Annotated in this window: 29 protein-coding genes; 19 read left to right on the top strand and 10 right to left on the bottom strand. The window is 70.1% G+C overall.

Going from position 1 to position 24,255, the window contains the following annotated elements:
- Positions 1–57 precede the first annotated feature (57 nt).
- Positions 58–432 carry a group I truncated hemoglobin gene (locus tag H5V44_RS09070; protein ID WP_185192815.1) on the top strand — a complete coding sequence of 125 codons (375 nt, stop codon included), beginning with the start codon at positions 58–60 and terminating at the stop codon, positions 430–432.
- Between the two features lie 94 nt (positions 433–526).
- On the top strand, positions 527–1,018 hold the full coding sequence (locus H5V44_RS09065) for a type IV pilin N-terminal domain-containing protein (RefSeq protein ID WP_185192814.1): 492 nt from the start codon (positions 527–529) through the stop codon (positions 1,016–1,018).
- Positions 1,019–1,058: 40 nt separating this feature from the next.
- On the opposite strand, the gene H5V44_RS09060 is transcribed toward H5V44_RS09065, so the two are convergent.
- A complete protein-coding gene (locus H5V44_RS09060; RefSeq protein WP_185192813.1) occupies positions 1,059–1,865 on the bottom strand; it encodes a shikimate dehydrogenase in 807 nt (268 codons plus the stop codon).
- Between the two features lie 117 nt (positions 1,866–1,982).
- Here H5V44_RS09060 and H5V44_RS09055 point away from each other — a divergent pair, with 117 nt between their 5' ends.
- The 5 genes from H5V44_RS09055 (at position 1,983) to H5V44_RS09035 (ending at position 6,835) form a co-directional block, all read left to right on the top strand.
- Positions 1,983–3,314 carry a sodium:calcium antiporter gene (locus tag H5V44_RS09055; protein ID WP_185192812.1) on the top strand — a complete coding sequence of 444 codons (1,332 nt, stop codon included), beginning with the start codon at positions 1,983–1,985 and terminating at the stop codon, positions 3,312–3,314.
- A 66-nt stretch (positions 3,315–3,380) separates the two neighbouring features.
- On the top strand, positions 3,381–4,787 hold the full coding sequence (locus H5V44_RS09050; protein ID WP_185192811.1) for a D-aminoacyl-tRNA deacylase: 1,407 nt from the start codon (positions 3,381–3,383) through the stop codon (positions 4,785–4,787).
- A gap of 140 nt (positions 4,788–4,927) precedes the next feature.
- On the top strand, positions 4,928–6,082 hold the full coding sequence (gene ftsZ, locus H5V44_RS09045) for a cell division protein FtsZ (RefSeq protein ID WP_185192810.1): 1,155 nt from the start codon (positions 4,928–4,930) through the stop codon (positions 6,080–6,082).
- A 125-nt stretch (positions 6,083–6,207) separates the two neighbouring features.
- Complete coding sequence (locus H5V44_RS09040; protein WP_185192809.1) at positions 6,208–6,381, top strand: protein translocase SEC61 complex subunit gamma; 174 nt, start codon at positions 6,208–6,210, stop codon at positions 6,379–6,381.
- Position 6,382: 1 nt separating this feature from the next.
- A complete protein-coding gene (locus H5V44_RS09035) occupies positions 6,383–6,835 on the top strand; it encodes a transcription elongation factor Spt5 (RefSeq protein ID WP_185192808.1) in 453 nt (150 codons plus the stop codon).
- Positions 6,836–6,864: 29 nt separating this feature from the next.
- On the opposite strand, the gene H5V44_RS09030 is transcribed toward H5V44_RS09035, so the two are convergent.
- Positions 6,865–7,167 carry a DUF7565 family protein gene (locus tag H5V44_RS09030; protein ID WP_185192807.1) on the bottom strand — a complete coding sequence of 101 codons (303 nt, stop codon included), beginning with the start codon at positions 7,165–7,167 and terminating at the stop codon, positions 6,865–6,867.
- 187 nt (positions 7,168–7,354) lie between these two features.
- Between H5V44_RS09030 and H5V44_RS09025 the strand changes: the two genes are divergently transcribed.
- The gene (locus tag H5V44_RS09025) at positions 7,355–8,083 is read left to right on the top strand and encodes a PHP-associated domain-containing protein (protein ID WP_343067729.1); all 729 of its coding nucleotides are present in this window, start codon (positions 7,355–7,357) and stop codon (positions 8,081–8,083) included.
- A 7-nt stretch (positions 8,084–8,090) separates the two neighbouring features.
- Here the strand turns inward: H5V44_RS09025 and H5V44_RS09020 are convergent, their stop codons facing one another.
- Positions 8,091–8,645 (bottom strand): metal-dependent hydrolase, encoded by a 555-nt coding sequence (locus H5V44_RS09020; RefSeq protein ID WP_185192805.1) that lies wholly within the window; start codon positions 8,643–8,645, stop codon positions 8,091–8,093.
- Between the two features lie 89 nt (positions 8,646–8,734).
- Positions 8,735–9,256, bottom strand: a complete 522-nt coding sequence (locus H5V44_RS09015; RefSeq protein ID WP_185192804.1) for a CinA family protein — start codon at positions 9,254–9,256, stop codon at positions 8,735–8,737.
- A gap of 215 nt (positions 9,257–9,471) precedes the next feature.
- Here H5V44_RS09015 and gap point away from each other — a divergent pair, with 215 nt between their 5' ends.
- The 3 genes from gap to H5V44_RS09000 all read left to right on the top strand — a co-directional run bounded on the left by gap (position 9,472) and on the right by H5V44_RS09000 (position 12,396).
- Complete coding sequence (gene gap / locus H5V44_RS09010) at positions 9,472–10,521, top strand: type I glyceraldehyde-3-phosphate dehydrogenase (RefSeq protein ID WP_185192803.1); 1,050 nt, start codon at positions 9,472–9,474, stop codon at positions 10,519–10,521.
- 80 nt (positions 10,522–10,601) lie between these two features.
- Positions 10,602–11,840: a phosphoglycerate kinase gene (locus H5V44_RS09005; RefSeq protein ID WP_185192802.1), complete on the top strand. Its 1,239-nt coding sequence runs from the start codon at positions 10,602–10,604 to the stop codon at positions 11,838–11,840.
- 61 nt (positions 11,841–11,901) lie between these two features.
- A complete protein-coding gene (locus H5V44_RS09000) occupies positions 11,902–12,396 on the top strand; it encodes a metallophosphoesterase (RefSeq protein ID WP_185192801.1) in 495 nt (164 codons plus the stop codon).
- 32 nt (positions 12,397–12,428) lie between these two features.
- On the opposite strand, the gene H5V44_RS17810 is transcribed toward H5V44_RS09000, so the two are convergent.
- Positions 12,429–13,052 (bottom strand): DUF2391 family protein, encoded by a 624-nt coding sequence (locus tag H5V44_RS17810; protein ID WP_221625666.1) that lies wholly within the window; start codon positions 13,050–13,052, stop codon positions 12,429–12,431.
- A gap of 64 nt (positions 13,053–13,116) precedes the next feature.
- The gene (locus tag H5V44_RS08990; protein ID WP_185192800.1) at positions 13,117–14,187 is read right to left on the bottom strand and encodes a type II glyceraldehyde-3-phosphate dehydrogenase; all 1,071 of its coding nucleotides are present in this window, start codon (positions 14,185–14,187) and stop codon (positions 13,117–13,119) included.
- Between the two features lie 181 nt (positions 14,188–14,368).
- Here H5V44_RS08990 and H5V44_RS08985 point away from each other — a divergent pair, with 181 nt between their 5' ends.
- The gene (locus tag H5V44_RS08985; protein WP_185192799.1) at positions 14,369–15,319 is read left to right on the top strand and encodes an aminopeptidase; all 951 of its coding nucleotides are present in this window, start codon (positions 14,369–14,371) and stop codon (positions 15,317–15,319) included.
- Positions 15,320–15,437: 118 nt separating this feature from the next.
- Here H5V44_RS08985 and H5V44_RS08980 read toward each other — a convergent pair whose 3' ends face one another.
- Positions 15,438–16,673: a LolA family protein gene (locus H5V44_RS08980; protein ID WP_185192798.1), complete on the bottom strand. Its 1,236-nt coding sequence runs from the start codon at positions 16,671–16,673 to the stop codon at positions 15,438–15,440.
- Between the two features lie 134 nt (positions 16,674–16,807).
- On the opposite strand from H5V44_RS08980, the gene H5V44_RS08975 reads away from it, so the two are divergent.
- The 6 genes from H5V44_RS08975 (at position 16,808) to H5V44_RS08950 (ending at position 20,472) form a co-directional block, all read left to right on the top strand.
- Positions 16,808–17,179, top strand: coding sequence for a helix-turn-helix domain-containing protein (locus H5V44_RS08975; protein ID WP_185192797.1), 372 nt, complete (start codon positions 16,808–16,810; stop codon positions 17,177–17,179).
- 1 nt (position 17,180) lies between these two features.
- Positions 17,181–17,492 (top strand): DUF7521 family protein, encoded by a 312-nt coding sequence (locus H5V44_RS08970; RefSeq protein ID WP_185192796.1) that lies wholly within the window; start codon positions 17,181–17,183, stop codon positions 17,490–17,492.
- Positions 17,493–17,782: 290 nt separating this feature from the next.
- On the top strand, positions 17,783–18,124 hold the full coding sequence (locus tag H5V44_RS08965; RefSeq protein ID WP_185192795.1) for an ArsR/SmtB family transcription factor: 342 nt from the start codon (positions 17,783–17,785) through the stop codon (positions 18,122–18,124).
- Positions 18,125–18,220: 96 nt separating this feature from the next.
- Positions 18,221–18,880: an HVO_0476 family zinc finger protein gene (locus H5V44_RS08960; RefSeq protein ID WP_185192794.1), complete on the top strand. Its 660-nt coding sequence runs from the start codon at positions 18,221–18,223 to the stop codon at positions 18,878–18,880.
- 61 nt (positions 18,881–18,941) lie between these two features.
- Positions 18,942–19,574 carry a protein-L-isoaspartate O-methyltransferase gene (pcm, locus tag H5V44_RS08955; RefSeq protein ID WP_343067708.1) on the top strand — a complete coding sequence of 211 codons (633 nt, stop codon included), beginning with the start codon at positions 18,942–18,944 and terminating at the stop codon, positions 19,572–19,574.
- Between the two features lie 103 nt (positions 19,575–19,677).
- Positions 19,678–20,472, top strand: a complete 795-nt coding sequence (locus tag H5V44_RS08950) for a protein-L-isoaspartate O-methyltransferase family protein (RefSeq protein WP_185192792.1) — start codon at positions 19,678–19,680, stop codon at positions 20,470–20,472.
- A gap of 15 nt (positions 20,473–20,487) precedes the next feature.
- On the opposite strand, the gene H5V44_RS08945 is transcribed toward H5V44_RS08950, so the two are convergent.
- Positions 20,488–21,606, bottom strand: coding sequence for a threonine synthase (locus tag H5V44_RS08945; protein ID WP_185192791.1), 1,119 nt, complete (start codon positions 21,604–21,606; stop codon positions 20,488–20,490).
- A 4-nt stretch (positions 21,607–21,610) separates the two neighbouring features.
- Positions 21,611–22,567: a succinylglutamate desuccinylase/aspartoacylase family protein gene (locus H5V44_RS08940; protein WP_185192790.1), complete on the bottom strand. Its 957-nt coding sequence runs from the start codon at positions 22,565–22,567 to the stop codon at positions 21,611–21,613.
- Between the two features lie 153 nt (positions 22,568–22,720).
- Between H5V44_RS08940 and H5V44_RS08935 the strand changes: the two genes are divergently transcribed.
- Complete coding sequence (locus tag H5V44_RS08935) at positions 22,721–23,011, top strand: DUF7536 family protein (RefSeq protein ID WP_185192789.1); 291 nt, start codon at positions 22,721–22,723, stop codon at positions 23,009–23,011.
- Positions 23,012–23,024: 13 nt separating this feature from the next.
- Here H5V44_RS08935 and H5V44_RS08930 read toward each other — a convergent pair whose 3' ends face one another.
- Positions 23,025–24,251: a potassium channel family protein gene (locus H5V44_RS08930; protein WP_185192788.1), complete on the bottom strand. Its 1,227-nt coding sequence runs from the start codon at positions 24,249–24,251 to the stop codon at positions 23,025–23,027.
- Positions 24,252–24,255 lie beyond the last annotated feature (4 nt).

Raw genomic sequence — 24,255 nt, 5'->3', positions numbered from 1 at the left:
CCCACATCTTGACGCGCGTCAGAACCGTTTAGTTGGAAAAGCCCGAAACACACGCCAATGCCTGAACAGACGTTGTACGACCGGCTCGGCGGCCACGACGGGATCCGGGCGGTCGTCGACGACTTCTACGACCGGCTCGTCGACGACGAGATGATCGGGCCGTTCTTCGAGGGATCGGACATGGAACTGCTCCGGCGGACGCAGACGGAGTTCCTGTGTGAAGCGGCGGGCGGGCCGGAGACGTACGACGCCGCGCCCGTCCGCGAGGCCCACCTCCACGTCCCCTTTACCCCCGAGCACATCCAGCGGGCGGTCGAACTCTTAGAGGAGAGCCTCGACGCGTTCGACGTGCCCGAGGAGGACGCCGAGACGGTCGTGGAGGCGGTCGCCGCATACGAGGCGGACCTGCTTGCGGAACCGGACGACGGCTGACCGCCCGGCGCGCCCCGCCGACCCGTCCGGGCCCGGATATCAGTCCCGATACTACCGGATAAAGGTTTAATGGATTCCGGCACGAGCAGCCGGTATGGCCCGTCGGCTCGGCTGCTCGCGCCGCGGCATCTCGCCGGTGGTCGGCACGGCGTTGCTTTTGGCGATCGTCGTCGCCCTCGTTGCGGTCTTCGGCGGGGTGCTGCTCGGGATCGAGATGCCGAACGACCCCGCGCCGCAGTACAGCCACCAGACGGCGTACGTCGCCGACGGCGAGGGCAACACCGCCAACCGCCCGTACGTGAACATCACGCTCACCGGCGGGCGGATCGAGCCCGGCGAGGACTTCTACATCGTCGACAGCGACGGGAACAGCGTCCGGTGGGACGTCGTCTGGACGACGAGCGGCCCGCTCGTGGCCGGCGACTACGCCCACATCGACGGGTTCGGCAGCGACGGAGCGCTCAACCCGGCCTGCGAGGGGGAGATCTACCGGATGGTCCGCCGGCCGGGCGACGGCCAGTCGTCGACGCTCATCGAGGTCGAGATTACGAGGCCGGCCACCGGGCCCGCGACGACGCACTGCTGAGTCCCGGCCGCCCTGCCGTCCCCGCGGCACCGCGGCCGACCTACGCCAATTCCGCCCGTAGCGCCTCGTTCATCGCCGCCACCGGCGCGTCGCGGCCGGTCCACCGCTCGAAGGCCGCCACGCCCTGGAACAGCAGCATCCACGCCCCGTCGACCGTGGTCGCACCGGCCGCCGATGCCTCCCGGAGCAGCCGCGTCTCGACCGGCGTGTACACCGCATCGAGAACCGCCAGCTCCGCGTGGAGGTGCGCCGCCGGCACCGGCGTCTCCTCGTCGTCGGGTTCCATCCCGACGCTCGTCGCGTTGACCAGGATCCCGGCGTCGGCGACGCGATCGAGGGTGTCGAGCCCGCCGGCGGTCGCGCCGGGGACGTCGGCCGCAAGCGACTCCGCACGCTCTTCGGTCCGGTTTGCGATGTGGACCGCGGCACCGGCGTCTGCCAGCGCGAACGCGACCGCCCGGCCCGCGCCGCCGGCGCCGACGACGACGGCGTCGCGGCCCTCGATGGCGACGTCGTGGTGGGTGAACGCCCGCCGCACGCCCGCGACGTCGGTGTTGTAGCCGCGCGGCGGCGACGCCGAGAAGTCGACCGTGTTCACCGCGCCGACGCGGCGCGCCATCCCGTCGGGCTCGACCGCGTCGAGGACGTCCTGTTTGAACGGGATCGTGACGTTCAGCCCCGCGATCCCGAGCGTCTCCGCCGCCGCAACCGCGCCGGCGGCGGCGTCGCGGTCGGGCTCGAAGGTGACGTACCGGGCGTCCATCCCGAGGGCGTCGTACGCCGCCTCGTGCATCGGCGGCGACAGCGAGTGTTCGACGGGGTTGCCGAGGAGGCCGAAGACCTGCATACCCGTCCGTGCCGCCGCGGCGGAATAAAACTCCCTCGCGGGGTGGCCCCGAATCGGCCGGGACCGTTCCGCATCGAACCACAAGAACTACCCTCCGCAGTCCCCGACCCGTAGCCGATGAACCGCCGGCTTCGCCACCCTCTGGTGGCGCTCGTCGTCACTGTCGCCCTCACGGCCCCGTGGGTGGTGTCGTGGGCCACGGGCGCCGCCGAGGGCTTCGGGACGATCACGGTCGTCGGGGTGAGCGGGCTCGCGGTCCTCGGGGCGTCGTTCCTGCTGGCGTGGGGCGCCGAGACCGCCGAGAAGGACGTGCCGCGGGCGTTCGCGATCGCGGTGCTCGCGGTGCTGGCCGTCGCGCCGGAGTACGCCGTCGACGCCCTCTACGCGTGGCAGGCGGCGACGGACCCCGCCCGGGGGAACCTCGCGATCGCGAACATGACCGGGGCGAACCGCATCCTCATCGGCCTCGGGTGGTCCGGCATCGCGCTGTTTTCGGTGTACAAGGCAACCTCGGGCGGCCGCGACGACGACAGCGTGGTCACCCGCGACGGGCGGCTCCGGGATCAGGTAAAACTCGACCCGAGCATCTCGACTGAGATCCTCTTTCTGTTCGCCGCGACCGTCTTCGCCTTCCTCGTCCCGCTGAACGGCGGGATCGACATCATCGACACGGTCGTGCTTGTGGGCCTCTACGTCACCTACATCGCGATCATCGTCCGCGGCGACGTCGAGGAACCCGAGGCGAACGTCGGCGTCCCGGCGTACTTCCAGGCGAAGCGGCAGCGCGTGCGGATCCCGGTCGTCCTTGCGCTGTTCGTGTACTCGGGCCTGCTGATATTCACCGCGGTGGAGCCGTTCGCCCACGGCCTCGAGGACATCGGGTTGCAGTACGGCATCCCCGAGTTCTTCATGATCCAGTGGATCGCGCCCCTGGCATCCGAGAGCCCCGAACTCATCGTGACCGCCTACCTGGTGAACAAAGCGCGGTCGACCGCCGCGTTCAACGCCCTGATCTCCTCGAAGCTGAACCAGTGGACGCTGCTGATCGGGACCCTCTCGGTCGTCTACAGCATCTCGCTCGGAGCGTACGGGGTGCTGCCCTTCGAGTTCAAACAGGCCGCGGAGATCTGGCTGACCGCCGGCCAGAGCTTCTTCGCGCTCGCAATCCTGGTGAACTTCCGGATCAGCGTCCGGGAGTCGCTTGCGCTGCTCGTCCTGTTCGCCTCGCAGGTCGCCCTCGAGTTCACGTTCATCCGGCTGTACCCCGCGGCGGTCGCGGAGACGTACTCGATCTACCTCCTTCTGATCTACACCGCCGTCTACATCGTCCTCGGCGTCGGCCTGCTCGTCTCCCGCCGCCGTGACCTCCGTCATCTCACCCGCGTCACGGTCGCGAACGTCCGCGGGGCGCCGGTTCCGGAACCGCCGGAGCCGGAGCGCGCCGACTGACGCGGCGTCGCCGGGGTCGCGCTCCGCTCCGAGGGGTTTTATACCGAGGAGCGGCCACCCCAGCCCGTGATCGGACTGGTAGTCAGCCGCGCCGACGACGCCTCGGTCGCCATCGGCGAGGCAGTGACGTCGCTCGCCGAGTGGGACGAGTACGAGGACGCAGGTCGGGCCGACGCCGACGGCGGCGGCACCTACCGCCGGCACGGCGACTTCGAGCTCCGGACCTTCGCGGAGTTGCATCTCGAACTCGAGGCGGTCGCCGACGCCTTCTCGGAGCCGCCGGCGTTCGTGGCGTTCCTCTCGCGACACGCCGGCGAGACCGGCCCCCTCCTGACGGCACATTTCACCGGGAACTTCGGGCCCGCGGAGTACGGCGGCGGCCCCAACGAACTCGCGCAGGCGTGCCCGAACGTCCAGCGGGCCGTCGTCGACGCCTTCGACCGGCACGCCCCAGAGCGCTACGGGGTCGGGATCGAGTGCACCCACCACGGCCCCACCGACGTCGGCGCGCCGTCGTTGTTCGTGGAACTCGGGAGCAGCGAGGCCGAGTGGACCGACCCCGAAGGCGCCCGGGCGGTCGCCCGCTCGGTGCTGGAACTCTCGGGTGTGCGGTCGGATGCGACGCCGGAGGCCGGCAGTCCCGCCGGCACCGGCGCGACGCACGGCGGCTCCGGCGACGCCCCGGACCGGACCCGCCACGTCGTCGGCTTCGGCGGCGGCCACTACGCTCCGCAGTTCGAGCGGATCCTCCGGGAGACCGACTGGCGGGTCGGGCATATCGCCGCCGACTGGGGGCTGTCGTCGATGGGCGCTCCGGAGTCGAACGCGGAGGTGGTGGCGGCGGCGTTCGAGCAGTCGGCGGCGACCCGGGCGCTCGTCGTCGACGACGACCCCGAGGTGACGGCCGTGATCGAGGACCTCGGCTATCGCGTCGTCGACGAGACGTGGCTCCGGGAGACCTCCGGCGTCGACCTCGACCTCGTGGCGGCGCTGGAGGCCGAACTGGAACCGATCGACGAGGGGCTCAGGCTCGGGAGCGCCGCGGCCGCCGAGGCGCCAAGCCCCGGCGCGTTCGAGGTGGTCTCCCTCCCCGACGACCTCCTGGCGGAGGCGTCGGGGATCGACCGCGAGGCGGCCGCCGACGCGGTCCGGACGCGGGCGGTGGCGTTCGAGACGGTGGAGGGCGGCACCAAACCCCGCGGCCGGGCGGCCGTCACGGACTCGACGGCCCTCGATGGGGTCGTGACGGCGCTGGCGGACGTTCTTCGGGAGAAGTACGAAACGGTCGCTCGGAACGACGACCGGGTGGTCGCGACCCGGCAAACGTTCGATCCCGCGGCGGCAGCCGAGGCCGGCGTTCCCGAGGGCCCGGCGTTCGGCAGGCTCTCCGCGGGCGAACCCGTGGCGGTCGACGGCCGGACCGTCGCACCCGAGGAGGTCCACGCCGAGGAGACGGTGACGTTTCAGATCTGATACTCGGCGGAGGGTCGTCGCCGTCGCGGGAGACGGGTCGTTCCGTCGAGACGCCCGTATTCGGGTGGCTCAGCGTCAGACGCGCGTCAGACACGAGGGGGAACAGTAATGAGGCTGTGTTTGATACGAAGCACCATACTATGGACTCCATCGTCGACGACGCGATTGACGAGGCCGAGGAGCCGGGTGCGGAGGGTGCGGTCGATCCGACCGAAGGGGACGAGACGGGGGGAACCGAACCGACCACCGACGAGGAACTCCAGGAGATGCTGGTGGACCTCCAGACCGACATCACCGTTGTGGGCTGCGGCGGCGCCGGCGGCAACACGGTCAACCGGATGTACGAGGAGGGCATCGAGGGGGCGACCTTGGTCGCCGCCAACACCGACGCTCAGCACCTCTATCAGATCGACTACGACCGGATGATCCTGATGGGCAAGGAGAAGACCCAGGGCCGCGGCGCCGGGTCGCTCCCGCAGGTCGGCGAGGAGGCCGCCTTGGAGTCACAAGACGAGATCTACGACGCCGTCGAGGGGTCGGATATGGTGTTCGTCACCGCCGGGCTGGGCGGCGGCACCGGGACGGGGTCGGCCCCGATCGTGGCGAAGGCCGCCCGGGAGTCCGGCGCGCTCACCATCGCCATCGTCACCACGCCGTTCACCGCGGAGGGGGAGGTCCGGCGGACGAACGCCGAGGCGGGGCTCGAACGCCTCCGTGACGTGGCCGACACCGTGATCGTGGTCCCGAACGACCGGCTGCTCGATGCGGTCGGGAAGCTCCCGATCCGGCAGGCGTTCAAGATCTCCGACGAGGTGTTGATGCGGTCGGTGAAAGGGATCACCGAACTCATCACCAAGCCCGGCCTGGTCAACCTCGACTTCGCCGACGTGAAGACCGTGATGGAGCGCGGCGGCGTCGCCATGATCGGGCTCGGCGACTCCGACTCCGAACACAAGGCCGAGGACTCCGTGAAGGACGCCCTCCGGTCGCCGCTGCTCGACGTCGACATCTCGGGGGCGAACTCCGCGTTAGTGAACGTCACCGGCGGCTCCGATATGAGCATCGAGGAGGCCGAGGGGGTCGTCGAGGAGATCTACGACCGGATCGACCCCGACGCCCGGATCATCTGGGGGACCTCCGTCGACGAGGACCTCGAAGGCGAGATGCGGACGATGGTGGTCGTCACCGGCGTGGAGTCCCCGCAGATCTACGGCCGCAACGACGACGGCTCCCAGCCCGAACCGGAGCCGGCGGCCCAGGAGGGGGGCGGCACCGAGATCGACTACGTCGAGTAATCCACCCCGACCGACGGTCCGGCCGGCTTCCCGTCTCCCGCGTCGTCTTTCCGCGTCCGTTTCCGACACCCGCCCGCTACGCGCATCGATAGACAGAAAAAGCCCGCCCGTCTACTGCCGGTAAGATGGATGTCAAGTACGACCTGACCAGCTACGTGCGGGTGTTGAAGCTGGCCAGCACTCCCGGCTGGGAGGAGTTCTCACAGATCAGCCTCATCGCCGGCGCCGGCATCGTGCTCGTCGGCTTTCTGGGGTTCCTGATCTTCGCGGTGATGAGCTTCATCCCCGGGGGTGTCTGAGATGCCGATCTTCGCGGTCAAGACAACCGCCAGCCAGGAACGGACCGTCGCGGATATGATCGCCAACCGCGAGGCCGACGACATCCACGCGGTGTTGGCGCCGGACTCGCTCACCAGCTACGTGATGGTCGAGGCCGACAGCGACGGCGCGATCACCCGCGCCTTAGAGGAGATCCCTCACGCCCGCGGGCTGGTCGAGAGCGGCGGCCAGGTCGGGAGTTCCTCGATGGCGGAGGTCGAACACTTCCTCTCGCCGACCCCGGACGTCGAGGGGATCGCCGAGGGCGACATCGTCGAACTGATCGCCGGGCCGTTCAAAGGCGAGAAGGCCCGCGTCCAGCGGATCGACGAGACGAAGGATCAGGTCACGGTCGAACTCTACGAGGCCACGGTGCCGATCCCGGTCACCGTCCGCGGCGACCAGATCCGGGTGCTCGATAGCGACGAACGGTAGTCGGCCGATCGGTTCTTCGGTGCCGCGGGTTACAGCGCGCCGCGTTCCTCGAGCTCCGTGACGACCGCCCGCAGGTCAGCCTCCTCCTCGACGGCCCGCTTGACGTCCTCGCGGGTCCGGACCGCCGAGGAATCGGCGTCGTACGCCCGGACGTACTCCGCCCGCGAGTGCTCCTCGAAGGCGTGTCGGATCGCGAAGTAGCCGTCGGGGACGACGCTCCCGCAGACCGTACACTGGTGTCGCTCGTGCTCGACCGTCTGGTGGATGATCGCCGACTCAACCGCCTCGAAGCGCTCCTCGCACCCGGCGATGCCACACGTCCACAGGGACATACCGGTAGCCACGGGCAAGGGGGACAAAACCGTTCCGGGGTCGGCGCGAATAGCAACCACTAACAGAACCCCGGCCGGATCGACGTGCGTGACCGGGAGCGACGGGGCCGAGGTGGGGCGAGAACCGGGGGCGACGGGGACCCCCTCGGGCGGTCGCCCCGGGAGGGAGACCTTCGTCGACCCGCACGTGAAGGTGCTGAACGAGCGGGTCGTCGACCGGGCCAAGGCCCGCGACCTCGACGTCCTGGTGTATGCACCCCACTTCACCCGCCTGCCGGAGATCCGCGCCCGCGCCGAGCGGTTCTCCGACGACGACCTGCTCGTGGTGCCCGGCCGCGAGGTGTTCACCGGCACGTGGCGAAACCGTAGACACATCCTGGCGGTTGGGCTGTCGGAGCCGGTGCCGGATTTCGTCTCGCTTCCGGGCGCGCTCGCGGCGTTCGACCGCCAGGACGCGGCGGTGCTCGTTCCCCATCCCGACTTTCTCAACGTCAGCCTCGACCGCGCGGCCGTCACGCGCCACGCCGACGCGATCCACGCGGTCGAGACGCACAACTTCAAGACGCTCCCGCGGGGGAACCGTCGGGCGCGGGAGCTCGCCCGGGAGACGGGGCTCCTCGCGTTCGGCTCCTCGTACGCCCACCTGGGCGGGAGCGTCGGCGAGGTGTGGACCGCCTTCGAGCGGGAGATCGACTCGGAGTCGGACCTCGTCGCGGCGCTGCGGACGGGGGCCCCGCGACGGGTGTTGCGGCGCGACTCGCCGGCACACACCTTGCGCGGGATCGCGGAGTTCGCGCATCTGGGCTACGAGAACACCTGGGGGAAGGTCGACCGGCTGTTCCTCTCGGGGACCGAACCCACACATCCCGGGCACGTGGCTTACGAGGGGCGGTTCGACGACGTCCGGGAGTACTGAGTCCGTCTCACACCCCGAACGCGGCCGTCGCGTCCGCAACCGACGTGTCGAGGGCGAACGCGTAGTAGTGGATCGCACCGAGCACGGCGAGTTCGACGATCGTGATCACGATCGTCACCTGCGTTGCCCACGCGCTTGAGGTCGCCACGCCGGTCGGGAGGCTGTACTCGGTGTCGGAGAAGGGGTGAAACAGCGCGATCCCCCGCTTGGAGCCGACCATATCCAGGAAGTAGTGGGTCGCGACGCCGATCCAGACGAACCGGAGGTTCCCGAAGACGAACGGGTACGCGAGGAAGATCCCCAACGCCGGCAGACTGTGTAAGGTCTTCCGGTGGCGGCCGAACGCGGTGTCGACGTCCGGGAACAGCGCACCCAGGATGATCGGCAGGGAGAGTTTCGCCACCGACGCGCCGACGTCGCCGGCGACCCCCGCGACCGACTCGGCGGTGACGGCCCCGTCCGGCCCCGCGAGGACCGGTCCCGCCGTCGGGTCGACGGCGAGGATCGCCCCCAACCCCACCGCCAGCAACGCCCCGTTCAGCACGTGTCCGCTTTTGTTCATCGACTGCGGGTTTCAGCCGCCCCGTTACAAACGTTCCGCCTCCGGGAGTCGGCGCCGTCACCGCGTTTCCCGGTCCCGGCGGCGTCCGGTTACTCGTCCTCGCTTGCGACCGCATCCAGTAGCGTCTCCAGTGCCCGCCGTGCGATCTGCTCTTTGATCCCGATGCGGTCGCCGTCGAAGACGTGGCGGTCGACGGTGGTGTAGGAGTCGCCGGTGCCCCACTCCCCGCGGTACGCGAGGCCGACGTACACCGTGCCGACCGGCTTCCCGGCGGTGCCGCCGTCCGGGCCGGCGATCCCGGTGGTCGCGACCCCCCAGTCGACCCCCGCGGTGTCGCGGACGCCCGCCGCCATCTCGCCGGCGACGGGTTCCGACACCGCGCCGTGGTCGTCAAGCGACTCGCGGGCGACGCCCAGGACTTCCAGCTTCGCGTCGTAGGAGTAGGTGACCACCGACCGGTCGAAGTAATCCGACGAGCCGGGGACGTCGGTGAGGAGCGATCCGATCAGCCCCCCGGTACAGGATTCGGCCACCGCGACGGACGCACCCGCCCCGCGGAGCGCGTCGCCGACGCGGACCTCCACCGGCGGGTCGGAGGCGAACTCTCGCATACCCCGACTCGGTCGCGCGGGGACAAAAACCCACCCGGGCGGTCCGACCGCCCCGGGGGTACAGGCCGGCGACGCGAGGGTCCCCGACCGGGGATGGTGGACTCGTCGGTCGGCTCCGAAATAACGACGCTGTGAGGGTTCTACCCGTCGATTACTCGGCTGCTACCGTCCGGTGACACAGGGATTCAAGTAGGAGGGTGGAGAAGTACTCGGTTATGAGTGAACTATCGAACCTCGATGCGGGCGACGGCGTCGACGAGTCGGCGGTGATCCGGGTCGGCCTCAACGGCTTCGGCCGGATCGGCCGGAACGTCTTCCGGGCGGTCCTGGACGACCCCCGGATCGAACTCGCCGGCATCAACGACGTGATGGACTTCGAGGATATGGCGTATCTGGCGAAGCACGACACCGTGATGGGCCGGCTCGACGACGTGACCCGCGTCGAGGACGCCCTGGTCGTCGGCGACACCTCGGTCCCGCTGTACAACGTCCAGAACCCCGCGGAACTCCCGTGGGACGACCGCGACGTCGACGTGGCGCTCGAATGTACCGGCATCTTCCGCACCAAGGCCGACGCCGCCGCGCACCTCGACGCCGGCGCCGACACGGTGGTCATCTCCGCGCCGCCGAAAGGCGAGGAGTACGTCAAACAGATCGTCTACGGCGTGAACCACGACGAGTACGACGGCGAGGACGTCGTCTCGAACGCCTCCTGTACCACGAACTCCATCAGCCCCGTCGCGATGCTGCTCGACGACGAGTACGGCATCGATTATGGAATGCTGACCACCGTCCACGCCTACACCGGGAGCCAGAGCCTGATCGACAGCCCGATGGCGAAGACCCGGCGGGGCCGGGCGGCCGCGGAGAACATCGTCCCCACCTCCACGGGCGCGGCGTCGGCGACGACGACGATCCTTCCCCAACTGGAGGGCAAACTCGACGGGATGGCGATGCGGGTGCCGGTCCCGAACGGGTCGATCACGGAACTGGTGGTGGCGCTGTCGGCGTCGCCGTCGGTCGAGGAGCTCAACGATACCTTCCGCGCTGCCGCCGATTCCGGGCCGCTCGCGGGCGTTCTGGGCTACACCGACGACGAGGTGGTCTCCTCGGACATCCTCGGGTTGCCCTTTTCCTCGACGGTCGACCTCCGGTCGACGAACCAGGTCGGCGACGGCGGCCTCTACAAGATCCTGACGTGGTACGACAACGAGTACGGCTTCTCCTGCCGGATGCTCGACGTCGCGGCGTACGTCACCGAGTAATCGGGGCCACGGCCGTCCGTCCCACTTCCCGGTGCCGATCCTCCACCTACTTGTGGGCGGACGACTGACCCCCGCCCACGATGTCGACACACGGCTTCGACACCCTCGACGACCTCCCCGCCGACCGGCGCCTGCTGGTACGCCTCGATCTCAACTCGCCGATCGAGGACGGAACTCCGACGGACAACCGCCGGTTCGAGCGCCACGCCGAGACGGTGCGGGAACTCGCCGACGCGGGCCACCGCGTCGTCTTGCTTGCCCACCAGGGTCGGCCCGGCCGCGACGACTTCGTGTCGCTCGACGGCCACGCCGGGATCCTCGCCGAGCACGTCGGGCAGGGGATCGGATTCGTCGCCGACACGCACGGCGAGGCGGCAGTCGACGCCATCGACGCGCTCGACCCGGGGGAGATCCTGCTGCTCGAAAACACCCGGATGTGTGACGACGAACTGCCGGAGGCAGACCCCGAGGCCAAGGCCGACACCGAGTTCGTCCGGACGCTCGCGGCCCACGTCGACGCGTACGTGAACGACGCCTACTCCGCGGCGCACCGCTCACACGCCTCGCTCGTCGGCTTCCCCGAGGTGCTGCCCGCCTACGCCGGCCGGGTGATGGCGACGGAGTACGCCGCAAACACCGCGATCGCGGGCCGGGAGTTCGACGGCCGGGTGACGATGGTGGTCGGCGGTACGAAGGCCACCGACGTGATCGAGGTGATGGACGCGCTGGGCGATTCCGTCGACGACTTCCTGCTCGGCGGGATCGCGGGCGAACTGTTCCTCCGGGCCGGCGGCCACCCGGTCGGGTTCGACCTCGACCCCGAACGGGACCTGTATGACTCCCAGTGGGAGCGGAACCACGAACTGATCGAGGGGATGCTGGATGAACGCGGCGACCAGATCACGCTCGCGACTGACCTGGCGTACGCCGACCCCGACGGAACCGGACGCGAACGCGTGGAAATCGCCGTCGACGACATCGACGAGAAGGAGGTCTCCTTCCTGGACGTCGGGACCGGGACCGCGGAGGCGTACGCCGACGTCGTCCGCGACTCCGCGGCGGTGTTCGTGAAGGGGGCGCTCGGCGTCTTCGAGGACGAGCCCTTTTCGGTCGGCACCGTCACCGTCCTGGAGGCGATCGCCGAAACCGACTGCTTCTCGGTGGTCGGCGGCGGCGACACCTCGCGGGCGATCGAACGTTACGGCCTTGCGGAGAGCGACTTCGACCACGTGTCGATCGCGGGTGGTGCGTACATCCGGGCGCTGACCGGCCGGCCGCTGGCGGGCGTCGAGGCCCTCAAGCGGGCGGCGAGTCGGTGACGGGCGATCGGGCCCCGCCGGCGACCCAGGAGTAAAGCGCTCCCGGCCCGAACCCCCGCCGATGCTGCTCGGTTGCTGTTCGGACACCCACGACAACCTCGCGTTGGCGCGTGGCGCGATCGAAACGTTCGAGTCTGCGGGCGTCGACGCCATCGTCCACTGCGGCGACGTCGTCGCGCCGTTCACCGCCGCGGCGTTCGACGTCGGGATCGAGTTCCACGCCGTCCGCGGCAACAACGACGGCGAGTGGGCGTTGGACGGAACGATCGACGGGTTCGGCACCTACCACGGCGAAAGCGCCCATCTCACCGTCGACGGCGTCGACGTGGCGGTCTACCACGGGACGAGCGAACAACTGGTCGACGCCTTGGTCGACTGCGGCGACTACGACTACGTCGTCCGGGGCCACACCCACGAGCGGACCCACGAGAAGCGGGGCGGGACCGTCCACCTCAACCCCGGCGGCCTGCCGTTCGCGGGCGCCGACGACGCCTACCACGTGGCCACCGTCGACACCGACAGCGGCGACGTGACGTTCCACGAGATCGAGCCGTAGCGCCCCCTCGCAACCGCAGTCGACGCTCGCGGCTACGACCCCGGGAGGATGTCGCCAAGCGCCGCCCCGATGCTCATCGGCACGAACGCGGCGACGACGGTCGCAACGGCGAGCAGCGGGTCCGACCACCCGACGCGCCCCCACGCGGTCATCATCACCAGCGCGGTCAGGAACGACGAGCCGAGCACGCCGACGAGCCGTCGGGGAACGACCCCGAGGATCGGCTTGTACACCCGTACGTCCTGGATATCCGCGACGTAGAGGATCCCGATCGCGAGGCCGATCGTCCCGACGACGGTCCCGAAAAGCGACAGGGGGTTCGCCGCCAGGAACGACCCGACCTCGTTTGTGCCGCCCTCCACGAACATCGGGATCCCGAAGAGCAAGCTGCCAAGGAAGGCCTCCGCGAGGTCCGCGCGGTCGTACCCCTGGATGACCTGCCCGAAGATCTCGTCGTCGTCGGCAGCTAGAACTGCGGCGTTGCGTGCGGCCCGCACCCGCTCTTTCTCCTCGGGGGAGTCGACCGTCTCCGCTAGGACGTCGAACTCCGCGAGGAGCCGTTGCATCTCCTCGTGCCCGTCGTCGAACGGGAGTTCCTCCCCGTCGACGTCGCTTCCGTCGGGGAGCGTCCCGGCGGGCCGGCCTTCGTCGGTCACGGTCACGATCACTCGGCACTCAAACATAAACGTACCCGGTGGCCCCGGTCCGTATCGCCCCGGTTCAGTCGTCGGCAGCCTCGGCCTCGACCTGGGCGTCGCCGTAGCCCGTGGGGTCGCCGGAGAGGCCGACGCCGAGGGTCCGGTTCGTCCGCTCGATGCTCTCGGCGGCGTCGGCGGCGTCGGTCATCGCGCGGATCGCGTCGACGTTCTCGGGGATGACGTCGGACTCCTGGTGGATGGCCTGGAAGAGATACAGGTCCCGGCCCTCCATCGAGATCGATTCGCCCCACACGCAGTTCTCCCAGATGTCGCCGCGCGGGCGGCCGGCGTCGAGCGCGAAGTCCTTCAGCTTCCCCGCGCCGTCGAGCCCGAAGCCCTCGGGGATGACGTACACGCGGGACTCGCCCTCCAGTAGCTGTCGGACGTGGGCGGCGGTCACGTCGGATTCGAGGGTGACGTTGAGCGCGTGGACGTGCATCAGGGTGGCGGGAACCTTCAGCCCCATCGTGTCGATCGCCAGATCGGGGAAGATCGTCCTGACGTCGGGGCCGTGGTGTGACGGGATCGAGATCGGGTTCGGGAGGATGTCGTTGATCGGGCCGCGGGAGTTCTGCGTCGGGTCGCCGCCGCGGCGCACCAGCGTCGCCCGGACCTTCTCGACGCCGTAGGCCTCCGACAGCGGCGCGACCAGCCGCGAGAGCCCCGTCGTGTTACAGGAGACCACCCGGACGGCGTCGGCGCCGCGGGCGTCGTCGTAGTTCGCCCGGGCGTTGAAGCTGGTTTCGGCGACCGCGGCGTCCTCGCCGCCTTGGAAGATCGCGGGGGTGTCGTAGGAGGCGTACATCGTCCTGTTCTCGGCGCCGACGCCCGAGGGGGTACAGTCGACAATCACGTCGGCGTCGGCGACGAGTTCGTCCACGACGCCGGCGGTCTCGATCCCGGCTTCCGCGAAAAGCGGCGCGCGTTCCGGGATCGCGGCGTACATCGGGTAGCCCAGGTCGACCGCGGTGTGGGCCTCGAAGTTGGGCTGGGTCTTGGCGACCCCGGCGAGTTCCATATCCGGTTGGGCAGACACGGCGTCGGCGACCCGCTTGCCGATCGTTCCGTACCCGTTGACACCCACTCGTATCATTACCGTACGGTCGGCGGAGGAGATTCATAGTTATTTCGGAGCTCAATCCCGGGAAATTAACTCCCCGGCGAGTAACGCGGGCGATTGTTCCGGAGCCGAGTACCGGGTGTCGCGCGGTCCGTTCCCCGCTTCCCGCCACCCGATGCCAACCTCTAACTCCGCGGGGACCCGAACACGACCTATGTCGACTGACGGACTCGAAACCGCCGCGACGACGGCGGTCGAGCAGTGTCTGGGGCTCGGTGCCGACGAGTCGTGCGCCGTGATCACCGACGACGAGCGGCGGCCGATCGGTGAGGCGCTCTACGACGCCGCCGCGGCCGTGGCCGAGGAGACGGTCCTGCTCCAGTATCCCCCGGGCGAACAGCACGGCGCGGAGCCGCCGGGGCCGGTGGCCGCCGCGATGGCCGACGCCGACGCCTTTCTGGCGCCGACGACGAAGAGCCTCAGTCACACCCGCGCCCGCGGCAGCGCCTGCGACACGGGCGCCCGCGGCGCCACCCTCCCCGGGATCACCGAGGAGGTGTTCGTCACGGGGCTCGACGCCGACTACGAGGCCATCGCCGCCCACTGCGAGGCGATGCTCGACCGGGTCGCCGACGCCGAGGAGATCCGCGTCACCGCCCCCGCGGGGACCGACATCACCGTCGAGCCCGGCGACCGGCCGTGGCACGCCGACACCGGGATGGTCCACGACGCCGGCGACTTCTCGAACCTCCCCGCGGGCGAGGTGTTCGTCGCACCCGAGACGGCGAACGGGACCTACGTCGTCGACGGGACGATGCGGCCCCACGGGGTGCTCGCGGACGGCCAGCGGCTCCGCTTCGAGGTCGAGGACGGGTACGTGACCGAGATCTCCGACGACGAGATCCGCAACCAGGTCGAGGCCGCCGCCGACGAGGTCGGCCGCGACGCCTACACCCTCGCGGAACTGGGGATCGGCACCAACGTCGGGGTGACAGACCTCGTCGGCTCGGTGCTGCTCGACGAGAAGGCCGCGGGGACGGTTCACATCGCCATCGGCGACAACGCCGGCATCGGCGGCGAGACCGACGCGCCGCTGCACCTCGACGGGATCATTCGGGAGCCGACCGTGGTGGCGGATGGGGAGGAAGTGGAACTTCCTCGATAGCGAGCGGCGACGCCGCGAGCAGGGGCGGTCGTCGACCTCCCGAACGTCGAGCGGTGAACCCGCGAGACGGCGAGGAAGTGGAACTTCCTCGATAGCGACACATCTCGGCCCGCCGGTCCTACGTCGTCTCGGCGACGGACCGTGCGACGGCCACGAGCGTCTCGTTTCCGACCTCGCCGCTCACGCGGTAGGTGTACCCGTCGGCGACCCAAGTTATCTTGACGCCGTCGCCCGTCGACGAGCGCCGCGCCTCGTACGGGCCGACCTGGACGGGGGTGCCCGACGCGCGCTCGGTCGCCTCGCCGAAGACGAAGACCCGGATCCCGGCCCCCGGCTCGGCGTCGGAATCGGAGCGCGCGTACCGGAGGCTCACGACCTCGGGGTCGGTCGACCGATACGAGGCGGCTTCGAGGTCGAACTCCGGCGGCACGTCGGGCTCCGGCACCGGGAACTCGACGGCCTCGGCCATCGCCGAGGCGGAGTCGTAGTTGTCGATCCGCACCTCACGGGCCTCCTCCGGCACCTCCTCTGGGCCGACCCGGAAGGTGCCGGGGTCCAACTCGGGGTTGAGCGTCACGTTCCGGTAGGTGGTGGTGTACTCGTAGTCGGTCCCGTGTGCGACGAACTCCGTGTGTCGCTTGAGCGGGTAGAGGGACTCGGTATCCAGCCACAGCGTCTCCGACTCCAGGGACATGTTCGGCGCGTTCGGCGTCAGTTCCAGCCGGTAGGTCTCCCGGCCGTCGACCGTCTCGGTGCCGGCGTAGACGACGGTGACGGTCCCCTCGCGGTACGTCGCCGAGCCGTTCCCGTCCGATCCTCCAACGGGGACTTTCGGCAGCGACGACACTCCCGGGGTCGCCGTCGGCCGCTCGATCGAGTCGCCGGACCGGGCTGCGCCGATCAGCCGGGGGTACGGCGGATCGTCATCGTCGTCGTCGCTCCCCCTGATCTCCGCCCTGTTGAACCGCTCGGAGGCCGGATCGTAGTACACGAAGGCGGACTCGTTCACGACGACGAACCCGCCCTCCGCGACGAGTGGCGGCCGCGCGTCCTCGGAGCGGTTCACCGAGAGCACCCGCGAGCGGTACGCCCACGGGTCGAGTCGCTGTCGCTTCCGGGTCACGGTGGTGGTCGTGGACCCGTTTCGTTTCTGGACGGTCGTCACGGTGGCGCTGATCGTGTCGAGCGACGCGTACCGCTCGGCCGCCTCCTGTGTGGACGGGAGCTCCCCGTCGGCACCCGCGTCGGGTGCGGCGCCGATCGCGCTGCATCCGCTCGTGACGAGCAGGGCGACCGCCGCGAGCGCCAGGAGGGCCTGCGAACGGGTCGGAGGGGTGCCGTCGTGCTCGGCCATAGACCTCGACGGAACAGTGCCGCCGGAGACAATTAAACGGCGTGCTCGGGTCCAGCGCGTCACAAACGGACCGGATTTTCTGACCCGGAAGCCCGTGGGACTTTTTATTCTCCCCGCGGCCGTGGTTCCGACCCGTGAGCGAGGAGCCCGGCCTTGGTGCGGTCCTCGACGTGCTTAGTGACGAGTACGCCCGGGAGATCCTCGCTGCAACGAGTGTCAAACCAATGTCCGCACAGCAACTCGCCGAAGCGTGTGAGATGTCGGAACCGACCGTCTACCGGCGGATCGAACGGCTTCGGGAGTACGATCTGCTCGGGGAACGTACGGAGATCCGGGACGACGGCAACCACCACAGCGTCTACACCGCGACGCTCTCGGAGCTCTCGGTGGAGTTGGACGAGGGGACGTTCGAGGCGACGGTACAGCGCAGGGACACGGCGTCGTTCCCGGGCCAACAGGAGGACGACACGGCCGACCGATTCGCGAGCATGTGGGAGAACCTCTGATATGGCGGGGATCTCGGTCGTCGTTGAGTGGGCGATCGTCGGCCTGGCGTTCGGCTCGACGCTCGTCGGCGGCTACGTCGGGTATCAGGCGTACCGCGGCTACCGGCGGCACGACAGCCGGGCGATGCGCGCGCTGTCGCTCGGATTGGTCCTCCTGACCACCGTCGCGTTCGGCATCGCGTTCGGCGGTTCGGTCCTGCTCCGACAGGGGTATCTCGCCTTGGACTACCAGCCGGCGCTGACGCTCGTGACCCGGAGCCTGCAGTTCCTCGGCGTCATCCTCATCGCGTACTCGCTTCACTCGCGGGTGTGACCCCTCGACGGCGCGATGCCGTGTGCCCGGCGGCCCCGGGAGGCGGACTGGTCGCCACAGTCCGTCTTCGGCGCCGACGTCACGCGACCGGGCGTATAAACCCACCCCGCAATTTCAGGCCCGGAAACCGCGCGTCCCGACTTTTGTGGGACCGGTCGGTACCACGACTCGATGCACCCGAAGGAAGTCGAGCGAACGCCCCCGCCGACCCGGCGAGTCCTCCGTCGCGCCGCCACGGATCCGAGCGCCTCCATCGACCGGACCCACCCGAAGGTCAAGCGAGTGTGACGATGGCGAGCCTGCTACCCTCCCAACAGCCGGTCGATCCGCCGTCGCCGGACCGCACTGAGGTGGTCGTCGACGGCACCAGTTCGGCCGCGATGCTGTCGACCCTGAGTTCCGAGACCGCCCGGGACGTACTCGCCGCCCTGCGGGCGGACCCGAAACCGCTGTCGGGGATCGCCGACGCGGCCGACACGTCGATCCAGAACGCGCGGTACCACGTCGAGCGCCTCTGTGACGCCGGCTTCGTCGAACCCGTCGACGTGTGGTACTCCCGGAAGGGCAGGGAGATGACCGTGTACGCGGTGACGACCGACCGACTCGTGATCCGGTTCGAGCCCCGCCGCTGACCGGGCGGCGCGGTCGATCCGCCGCCGGCGTGGGGGGACTCCACGCAGGCGGCCCGGAAGAGCGGACTTTTACGCCGCCGCGGGCTACGGGAGCGTATGAGCACGCCAGGGGACCGCCTCGCGGTCGACTGTCCGTCCTGTTCGTCCGCCGAACCGACCGTCCACGAGATCCTGAAGCGGGGCGGCGGCCGCAACACCGTCCGGTGTACCGACTGCGGCCACGTCCACAAGGTCAGGGTCGAATCCGAATCGCGGATCGAACGCGACGTCGTCGTCTCCCAGGACGACGAGTCCTTCTCGACCCGTACGGAGGTTTCGCCAACGGAGACCCTCGCGGTCGGCGAGGAGTTCATCGTCGACAGCGAGGCGGCCATCGTCCAGGTCCGGATCACGGGGCTGGAACTCGGCCCCGAGGAGCGCGCCGAGGAGGCCCGCGCCGAGGACGTGTCGACCATCTGGACCCGCGAGATCGACAACGTCACCGTGAAGACGACGCTCAACCCCAAGGAGGGAACCGGCGACCGTGAGTCGACGCGGAGTTTCGACCTCCAGGTCCCGGGCGATTACGAGTTCGTCGTCGGCGAGACCGAGTCCCTCGGCGACGAGGAGTTCCGCGTGAAGGCGATCCAGGTGCGCGACGACGCCCCCGAGTACCGTCACGGGAAGTTGGATCACGAGGGCGATATGGTGTACGCCCGCGACGTCAACCGGCTCTACGGCACCGATCAGACGACCTCGGCGTGGTCGGCCTGGTAGGGGTTTTCCGAGCCCTCCCTCCGCCGAAAGATTCGATTCGGTGGCGGACGAAAGGCGACCCGTGAGCGACGACCGCGCGGTTGAATACGAGGCGCTCGTCGAGCGGCTCCGCGAGCGGGGCCACCTCAGTAGCGACCGCGTCGCCGACGCGCTCGGTGCGGTGCCGCGCCACGAGTTCCTCCCCGAGGGGATCCGGAGCCGAGCCTACGAGGACCGCCCGCTGTCCATCGGGAACGGCCAGACCGTGAGCGCGCCGCATATGGTGGCGATGATGTGCGAACTCCTCCCCGCCGAGGCCGTCGACGTCCTCGAGGTCGGCACCGGCTGTGGTTACCACGCGGCGGTGACCGCCGAGTGCGTCGACGGCACAGTCTATTCGGTGGAGTACGACGCCGACCTCGCGGCGACGGCCCGCGACGCCTTCGAACGGCTCGGCTACGACGACCGGATCGCCGTCCGGATCGGCGACGGCCGCGAGGGGTGGGCCGAGCACGCCCCCTTCGACTGCGTCTACTGTACCTGCGCCGTCCCCGAGGTCCCCGACGCCCTCCGGACGCAGGTGCGGGTCGGCGGCCGCCTCGTCGCGCCCGTCGGAACCGGCCGGCAGACGCTCGTCACGCTCGACAAGCGCGCTGAGGGGTCCTTCGAGCGGGCCGACCACGGCGGCGTTCGGTTCGTCCGGATCCGGGGGTAGCTCCCGGGGCCCGGGTTCGCGGGTGAACCGTCGATGGTCGGTTCCCACAGACGTGCACCCGCGGAGCGTGCAGTTGATTAGGCCGCGCTCCCGACCTCCGGGTATGGATCCCGGGGACCTGCGCGACGAGATGGTCGACGGCCTCGAGGCGCGGCTCCCGATCGACGCCGCGATCTCGCTGGCGATGCGGACGGTCCCGCGCCGGGAGTTCGTCGACGACGCGCCCTACCGCGGCCAGGGGGAGGACGTCGCCGGCACGACGGTGCTGGCCCCCGAGACCGTGGCGCGGCTCCTGACCGCGCTCGACGTCACCCCGCGGGCGGCGGCGACGCCGGACGCCGACTCGCCCGACGCCGACGCCACCGGCGACGTGCTCGTCGTCGGCGCGGGGGTGGGCTACACCGCCGCGTTGCTCGCCGAACTGGTGGGCGAGACCCGCGTCCACGCCGTCGACATCGACCGCCAACTGGTCTACGTCGCGCGGTCGAACCTCGAATCCGCGGGCTACTCCGGCGTGCTCGTCGACGCCCGCGACGGCGCCGACGGGCTCCCGGAGTACGCGCCGTTCGACCGTATCCTCGTGGAGGCCGCTGCCGTTTCCCCGCCCGAACGCCTCGTCGACCAGCTCGCCCCCGACGGCCGGCTCGTCCTCCCGCTCGGCGGCCCCGACCAGACCCTGGCGGTCGTCGACGCCGCCGGCGGGGTCATAGAGCGGGCCGGCCCGGTCGCGTTCGACCCGCTGCTTGTCGACGGCGAGCAGGGCAGCGCGCCCGTCCGGAACCGCACCGTCCGCGAGGACAGGGAGCGAAGCGAGTCCGACGGCTACTTCGCGAAGACCGGGTGGGAACACGAGTGGATCGACTGGGAGGAAGAGCGGAACCGGACGCGGCGGCGGTGACACTCTGATCCGGGGTCAGGACTTCAGCCCGCTCCCGGTGAGCGGGACCACAACGTCGGCGTCTGGCGCGAGCACCCCACGGTCGCGGTAGGTTTCGAGTGCCGCCGGCGCGATCGCACACGTCGGCTCGGTGTAGAACCCCCGCCGGTGGAGCGCGTCGAGCGCCCGGGTGACCGCCGGTTCGGGGAGCGCGATCGCGTCGCCGTCGGTGGCGTCGATCGCGTCGAGGATCTGTTGCTTCCGAACCGGCTCGCGGATTCGGATGCCGTCCGCGACCTCGTTTTCGCCCGCGGCGGCATCCCGTCCGTGACGTTCCGCAACGATCGGGGCGTAGCCCGCAGCCTGGGCGCCCAGCAGCCGCGGGACCGAATCGATCCACCCGACCGCCCGCAGCGCGCGAAAGCCGCGGTACGCGCCCAAAAAGAGCGTACCGTGGCCGATCGGGAGCACGACCGCGTCGGGTGCGGTCCACCCCCGCTGGGCACAGACCTCGTAGGCGAACGTCGCGGTGCCCGCGAAGAACGCCGGGTTCCACGCGTGGGAGGCGTACCACGCATCCCCCGATTCGACGGCATCGACGCAGGCGTCGGTGACGGCCCCGCGGTCCCCTTCGATCGGGACCACGTTCGCACCTGCCCGCTCGATCGCCCGGCGCTTCCCGGGTTTGACCGACGCCGGGACGTAGATGTCGGCGTCGATCCCGGCCCGGGCGGCGTAGGTCGCGATCGCGGCGCCGGCGTTGCCGGAGGAGTCCTCGACCACGCGATCGACGCCCAACTCGGCGGCGACCGACAGGGTCGTCGTCGCGCCGCGGTCCTTGAACGAGCCGGTCGGCGAGACGTATTCGAGTTTGAACGCGGCGTTCCACGCCGGCGCGTCGACCAGCGGCGTGCGCCCCTCGCCCAGCGAGACCCGAGGGCTCGTCGGGAGGAACCGCTCGAAGGACCACAGCCCCGCCGTGGAATCGCCCCACGACGCCGGCGGGTCGTCGCCGAACTCCGTCCCTGCATCGCCGTCCCACGGCGACGCCGCGAACTCAAGCGGCGCGCCGCAGTCGCACCGCCACCGCCACGACGCGCGGTCGTAGCTGCGGTCGCAGGCCGAACACGCGAGGTCCAACAGGTTGGGAGCCATCCGTTCAGTAGGTGTCGACGTTGGTGCCGACCGAGCAGACGTACTCGCCGGTCGCGACCTGCGGGAGCCGGCGGGTGCGCCAGAAGATGCCGTCGTTGTTCGCGGTCACTCGGGCCTTGGTCTCCCCGAAGACGTCGGTGACCTCGAACAGCAGGTCCCCGGCCGACACCCGGTCGCCGAGGGCGGCGCGGAACCGCACCAACCCTCCGTTGGGGGAGCCGAACTGGTCGAACCCCTTCGCGCGGGTCTGTCGGTCCACGGTCGCCTCGCCCGACAGGAAGCCGTACTCCCGGAGGACGTTGAACACGCCCTCGACGCCGATGTCGATGCTGTCGTGGTCCCAGCCGACACAGCCGCCGAGTTCGGGGTCGATGGTCGGGATCCCCTCGTCGGGGGCCGCGCGGGCGAGTTGGCCGCCGGGGCCCTTCTGGTCGAGAACGTACCCGCAGCCGAACGCCTTCGCGAGTTCCAGACACTCGTCGTGGAGGCGGTGGCGACGACCGCACCGGACCCGGACCTCGTCGATCATCCGCGAGGTCGACCCCTGGTGGAGGTCCAACGCGAAGTCCGCGCGGGTGGCGGCGTCGAACGTCGCCGCCGCGATGCGCTCCGAAGAGGTCCCGTTCTCGTCGCCCGGATACGCGCGGTTCATCTTGGTGTCGTCGATCGGGTTGCGGTGTTCGGCGGTCTGGAAGGCGTGGTAGTTGACGATCCCCACGACGAGGACCGTCCCCGCGAGGTCGACGGGGTCGAGCCGGGGAACCACCCGGTTGATGACGCCGACTCCGTTGAGTTCGTCGCCGTCGGAGGCCGCCTGGATGTAGAGGGTCCGCCCGTCGGTGGCGCCGTTGATGACCGCACAGGGGAGGCCCACGGCCGTCCCGTCGCGGGTCTCGCCGACCGCGAGACGGCCCGTGTCGACCTCTCCGGGGGCTGCACTCGCCGTGCCCAGCGTCGTCATTATTCGATTCTCGAAGCCACCGACCTTTAGGGGTTCGGTCTCGCGTCCGACTGCCCCAACGCGAGGGGTTCGGATCGTGTCAGATTCGGGGGTCGGGACGGTGCCGCAACCGCGAACCGATGCGGATTTGTCGCCGCCATCCCAACGCCGGGTGTGAGCGACGAGGTACCCGAACGGCCGCCGGGATCGGGGCTGATGCAGGCGCTGCGCGTGCCGCGGAACGGCGCCGTCGGCGCCGCGGTCGGCGTCGCGATCGCAGTGCTCGCCTACCTGGCCCGCGTCCTCGAACTGCTCGGCCCCTTCGCGGGGACGCGCGAGTACCCCGGGGTCGGCCCGGAGGGGTGGTTTCTGATCCTCGCGTTCGTGCTCGCGACGTCGACGGCGCTGCTCGTGACCTCGCTTCTGACCGTCGTCGAGGCGGTGCGGCTGGCGCGGCGGCTCTGAACGCTCCCGGCCCTCACGACTCGAACCGCTGTTCGTCGCCGACGAGGTCGCCCAGCCGCTCGGCGCCGGCGCGGGTTCCCTTCGCGATGACGACGTCGCCGGCGCGGAGCTCCGTTTCCGGCCCCGGCTGGACCACCCACTCGGCGTCCGTGTCGCCGCGGCGGACCGCGATCACGCGCATCCCGGTCTGGGTCTTCACCGCCTCCCCGCCGAGGGTGGTCCCCGCGAGCGCCGCGTCGGGCGCGACCGACAGCCGGACGATCACCTCGTCGGACTCCTCGATCGCGGCCGCGACGACGGGGTGGGCGTCGATCCCCCGCAACACGCCCTCGCTGATCTCCAAGGCGGCGTCGGAGATGACCTCCGTCGCCGACGCGAGGTGAACCAGCCCGCGGAGCCGGACCGGATCCTCCACCCGCCCCGCCGCCCGGAGCGTCCACGCCTCGAACCGCGACTTCAGGGCGTCGACCTCCGCTTCCAGCTCCCGCACTTCCTCGGCGACGCCCTCGCTGTCGAACAGCACCGAGCCGTACGCCAGGTCGACCGCGAGTTCGCTCATATCCTTCATCAGGATGATCGAGTCGACGGCGCGTTCGAGGTCCTCGACCGGCGGGTCGACGGGGGCCGGCGGCTCGTAGGGGTCGCCGGTGGCGGCCTCGTAGACCGTCCGGATGCCGTCCTGTGGCCCCCGGAGTAACAGCGAGTCCTCGGCCTGGAGTTCGTCGTCGGAGCCGGGGCTGAGCAGCCACCGACGCTTGCCGGTGGCGGACTCCCGGCGGATCGCGATCACGCGGACGCCCGCCTCGGTTTCCATATTCACGTCGCGGAGCGTCCGGCCGGCGTACGCGGAGTCGGGGGCGACGCTCGCGCGTACCAGCACCTCGACCGCCTCGGGCAGCGCCGTCCGGAGGGCGTCCGGGGTGCCGATGTCGTCGAGGACGACCTTGGCGATGTCGCCGGCGGCGTTGGAGATCTTCTCGGCGGCGCCCATCACGCCCAAGACGGGCGCGAGCCGTTCGGCGTCCTCGGGGCTCCGGGCCGCCATCAGCAGGCTCATCCGTCCCTGGAGTTGGAGGAGGTCGACCCGGTCTTCGAGGTCGAGTACCTCCCGGGCGATCTCGTCGCTCCCGTTGAGGACGGCGGAGTACGAGAGATCGATCAGGAGTTCCGCGGTGTCTTTCATCTCCGCGAGCACCTCCTTGACGCTGACCGGTTCGTACGCCGCGTCCCGTGGGGACATACGT

The sequence above is a fragment of the Halobellus ruber genome, assembly GCF_014212355.1.
Taxonomy (GTDB): Archaea; Halobacteriota; Halobacteria; order Halobacteriales; family Haloferacaceae; genus Haloquadratum; species Haloquadratum rubrum.
Note: the sequence above shows the minus strand (reverse complement) of the source record. Positions and strands in the feature narration are given on the sequence as shown.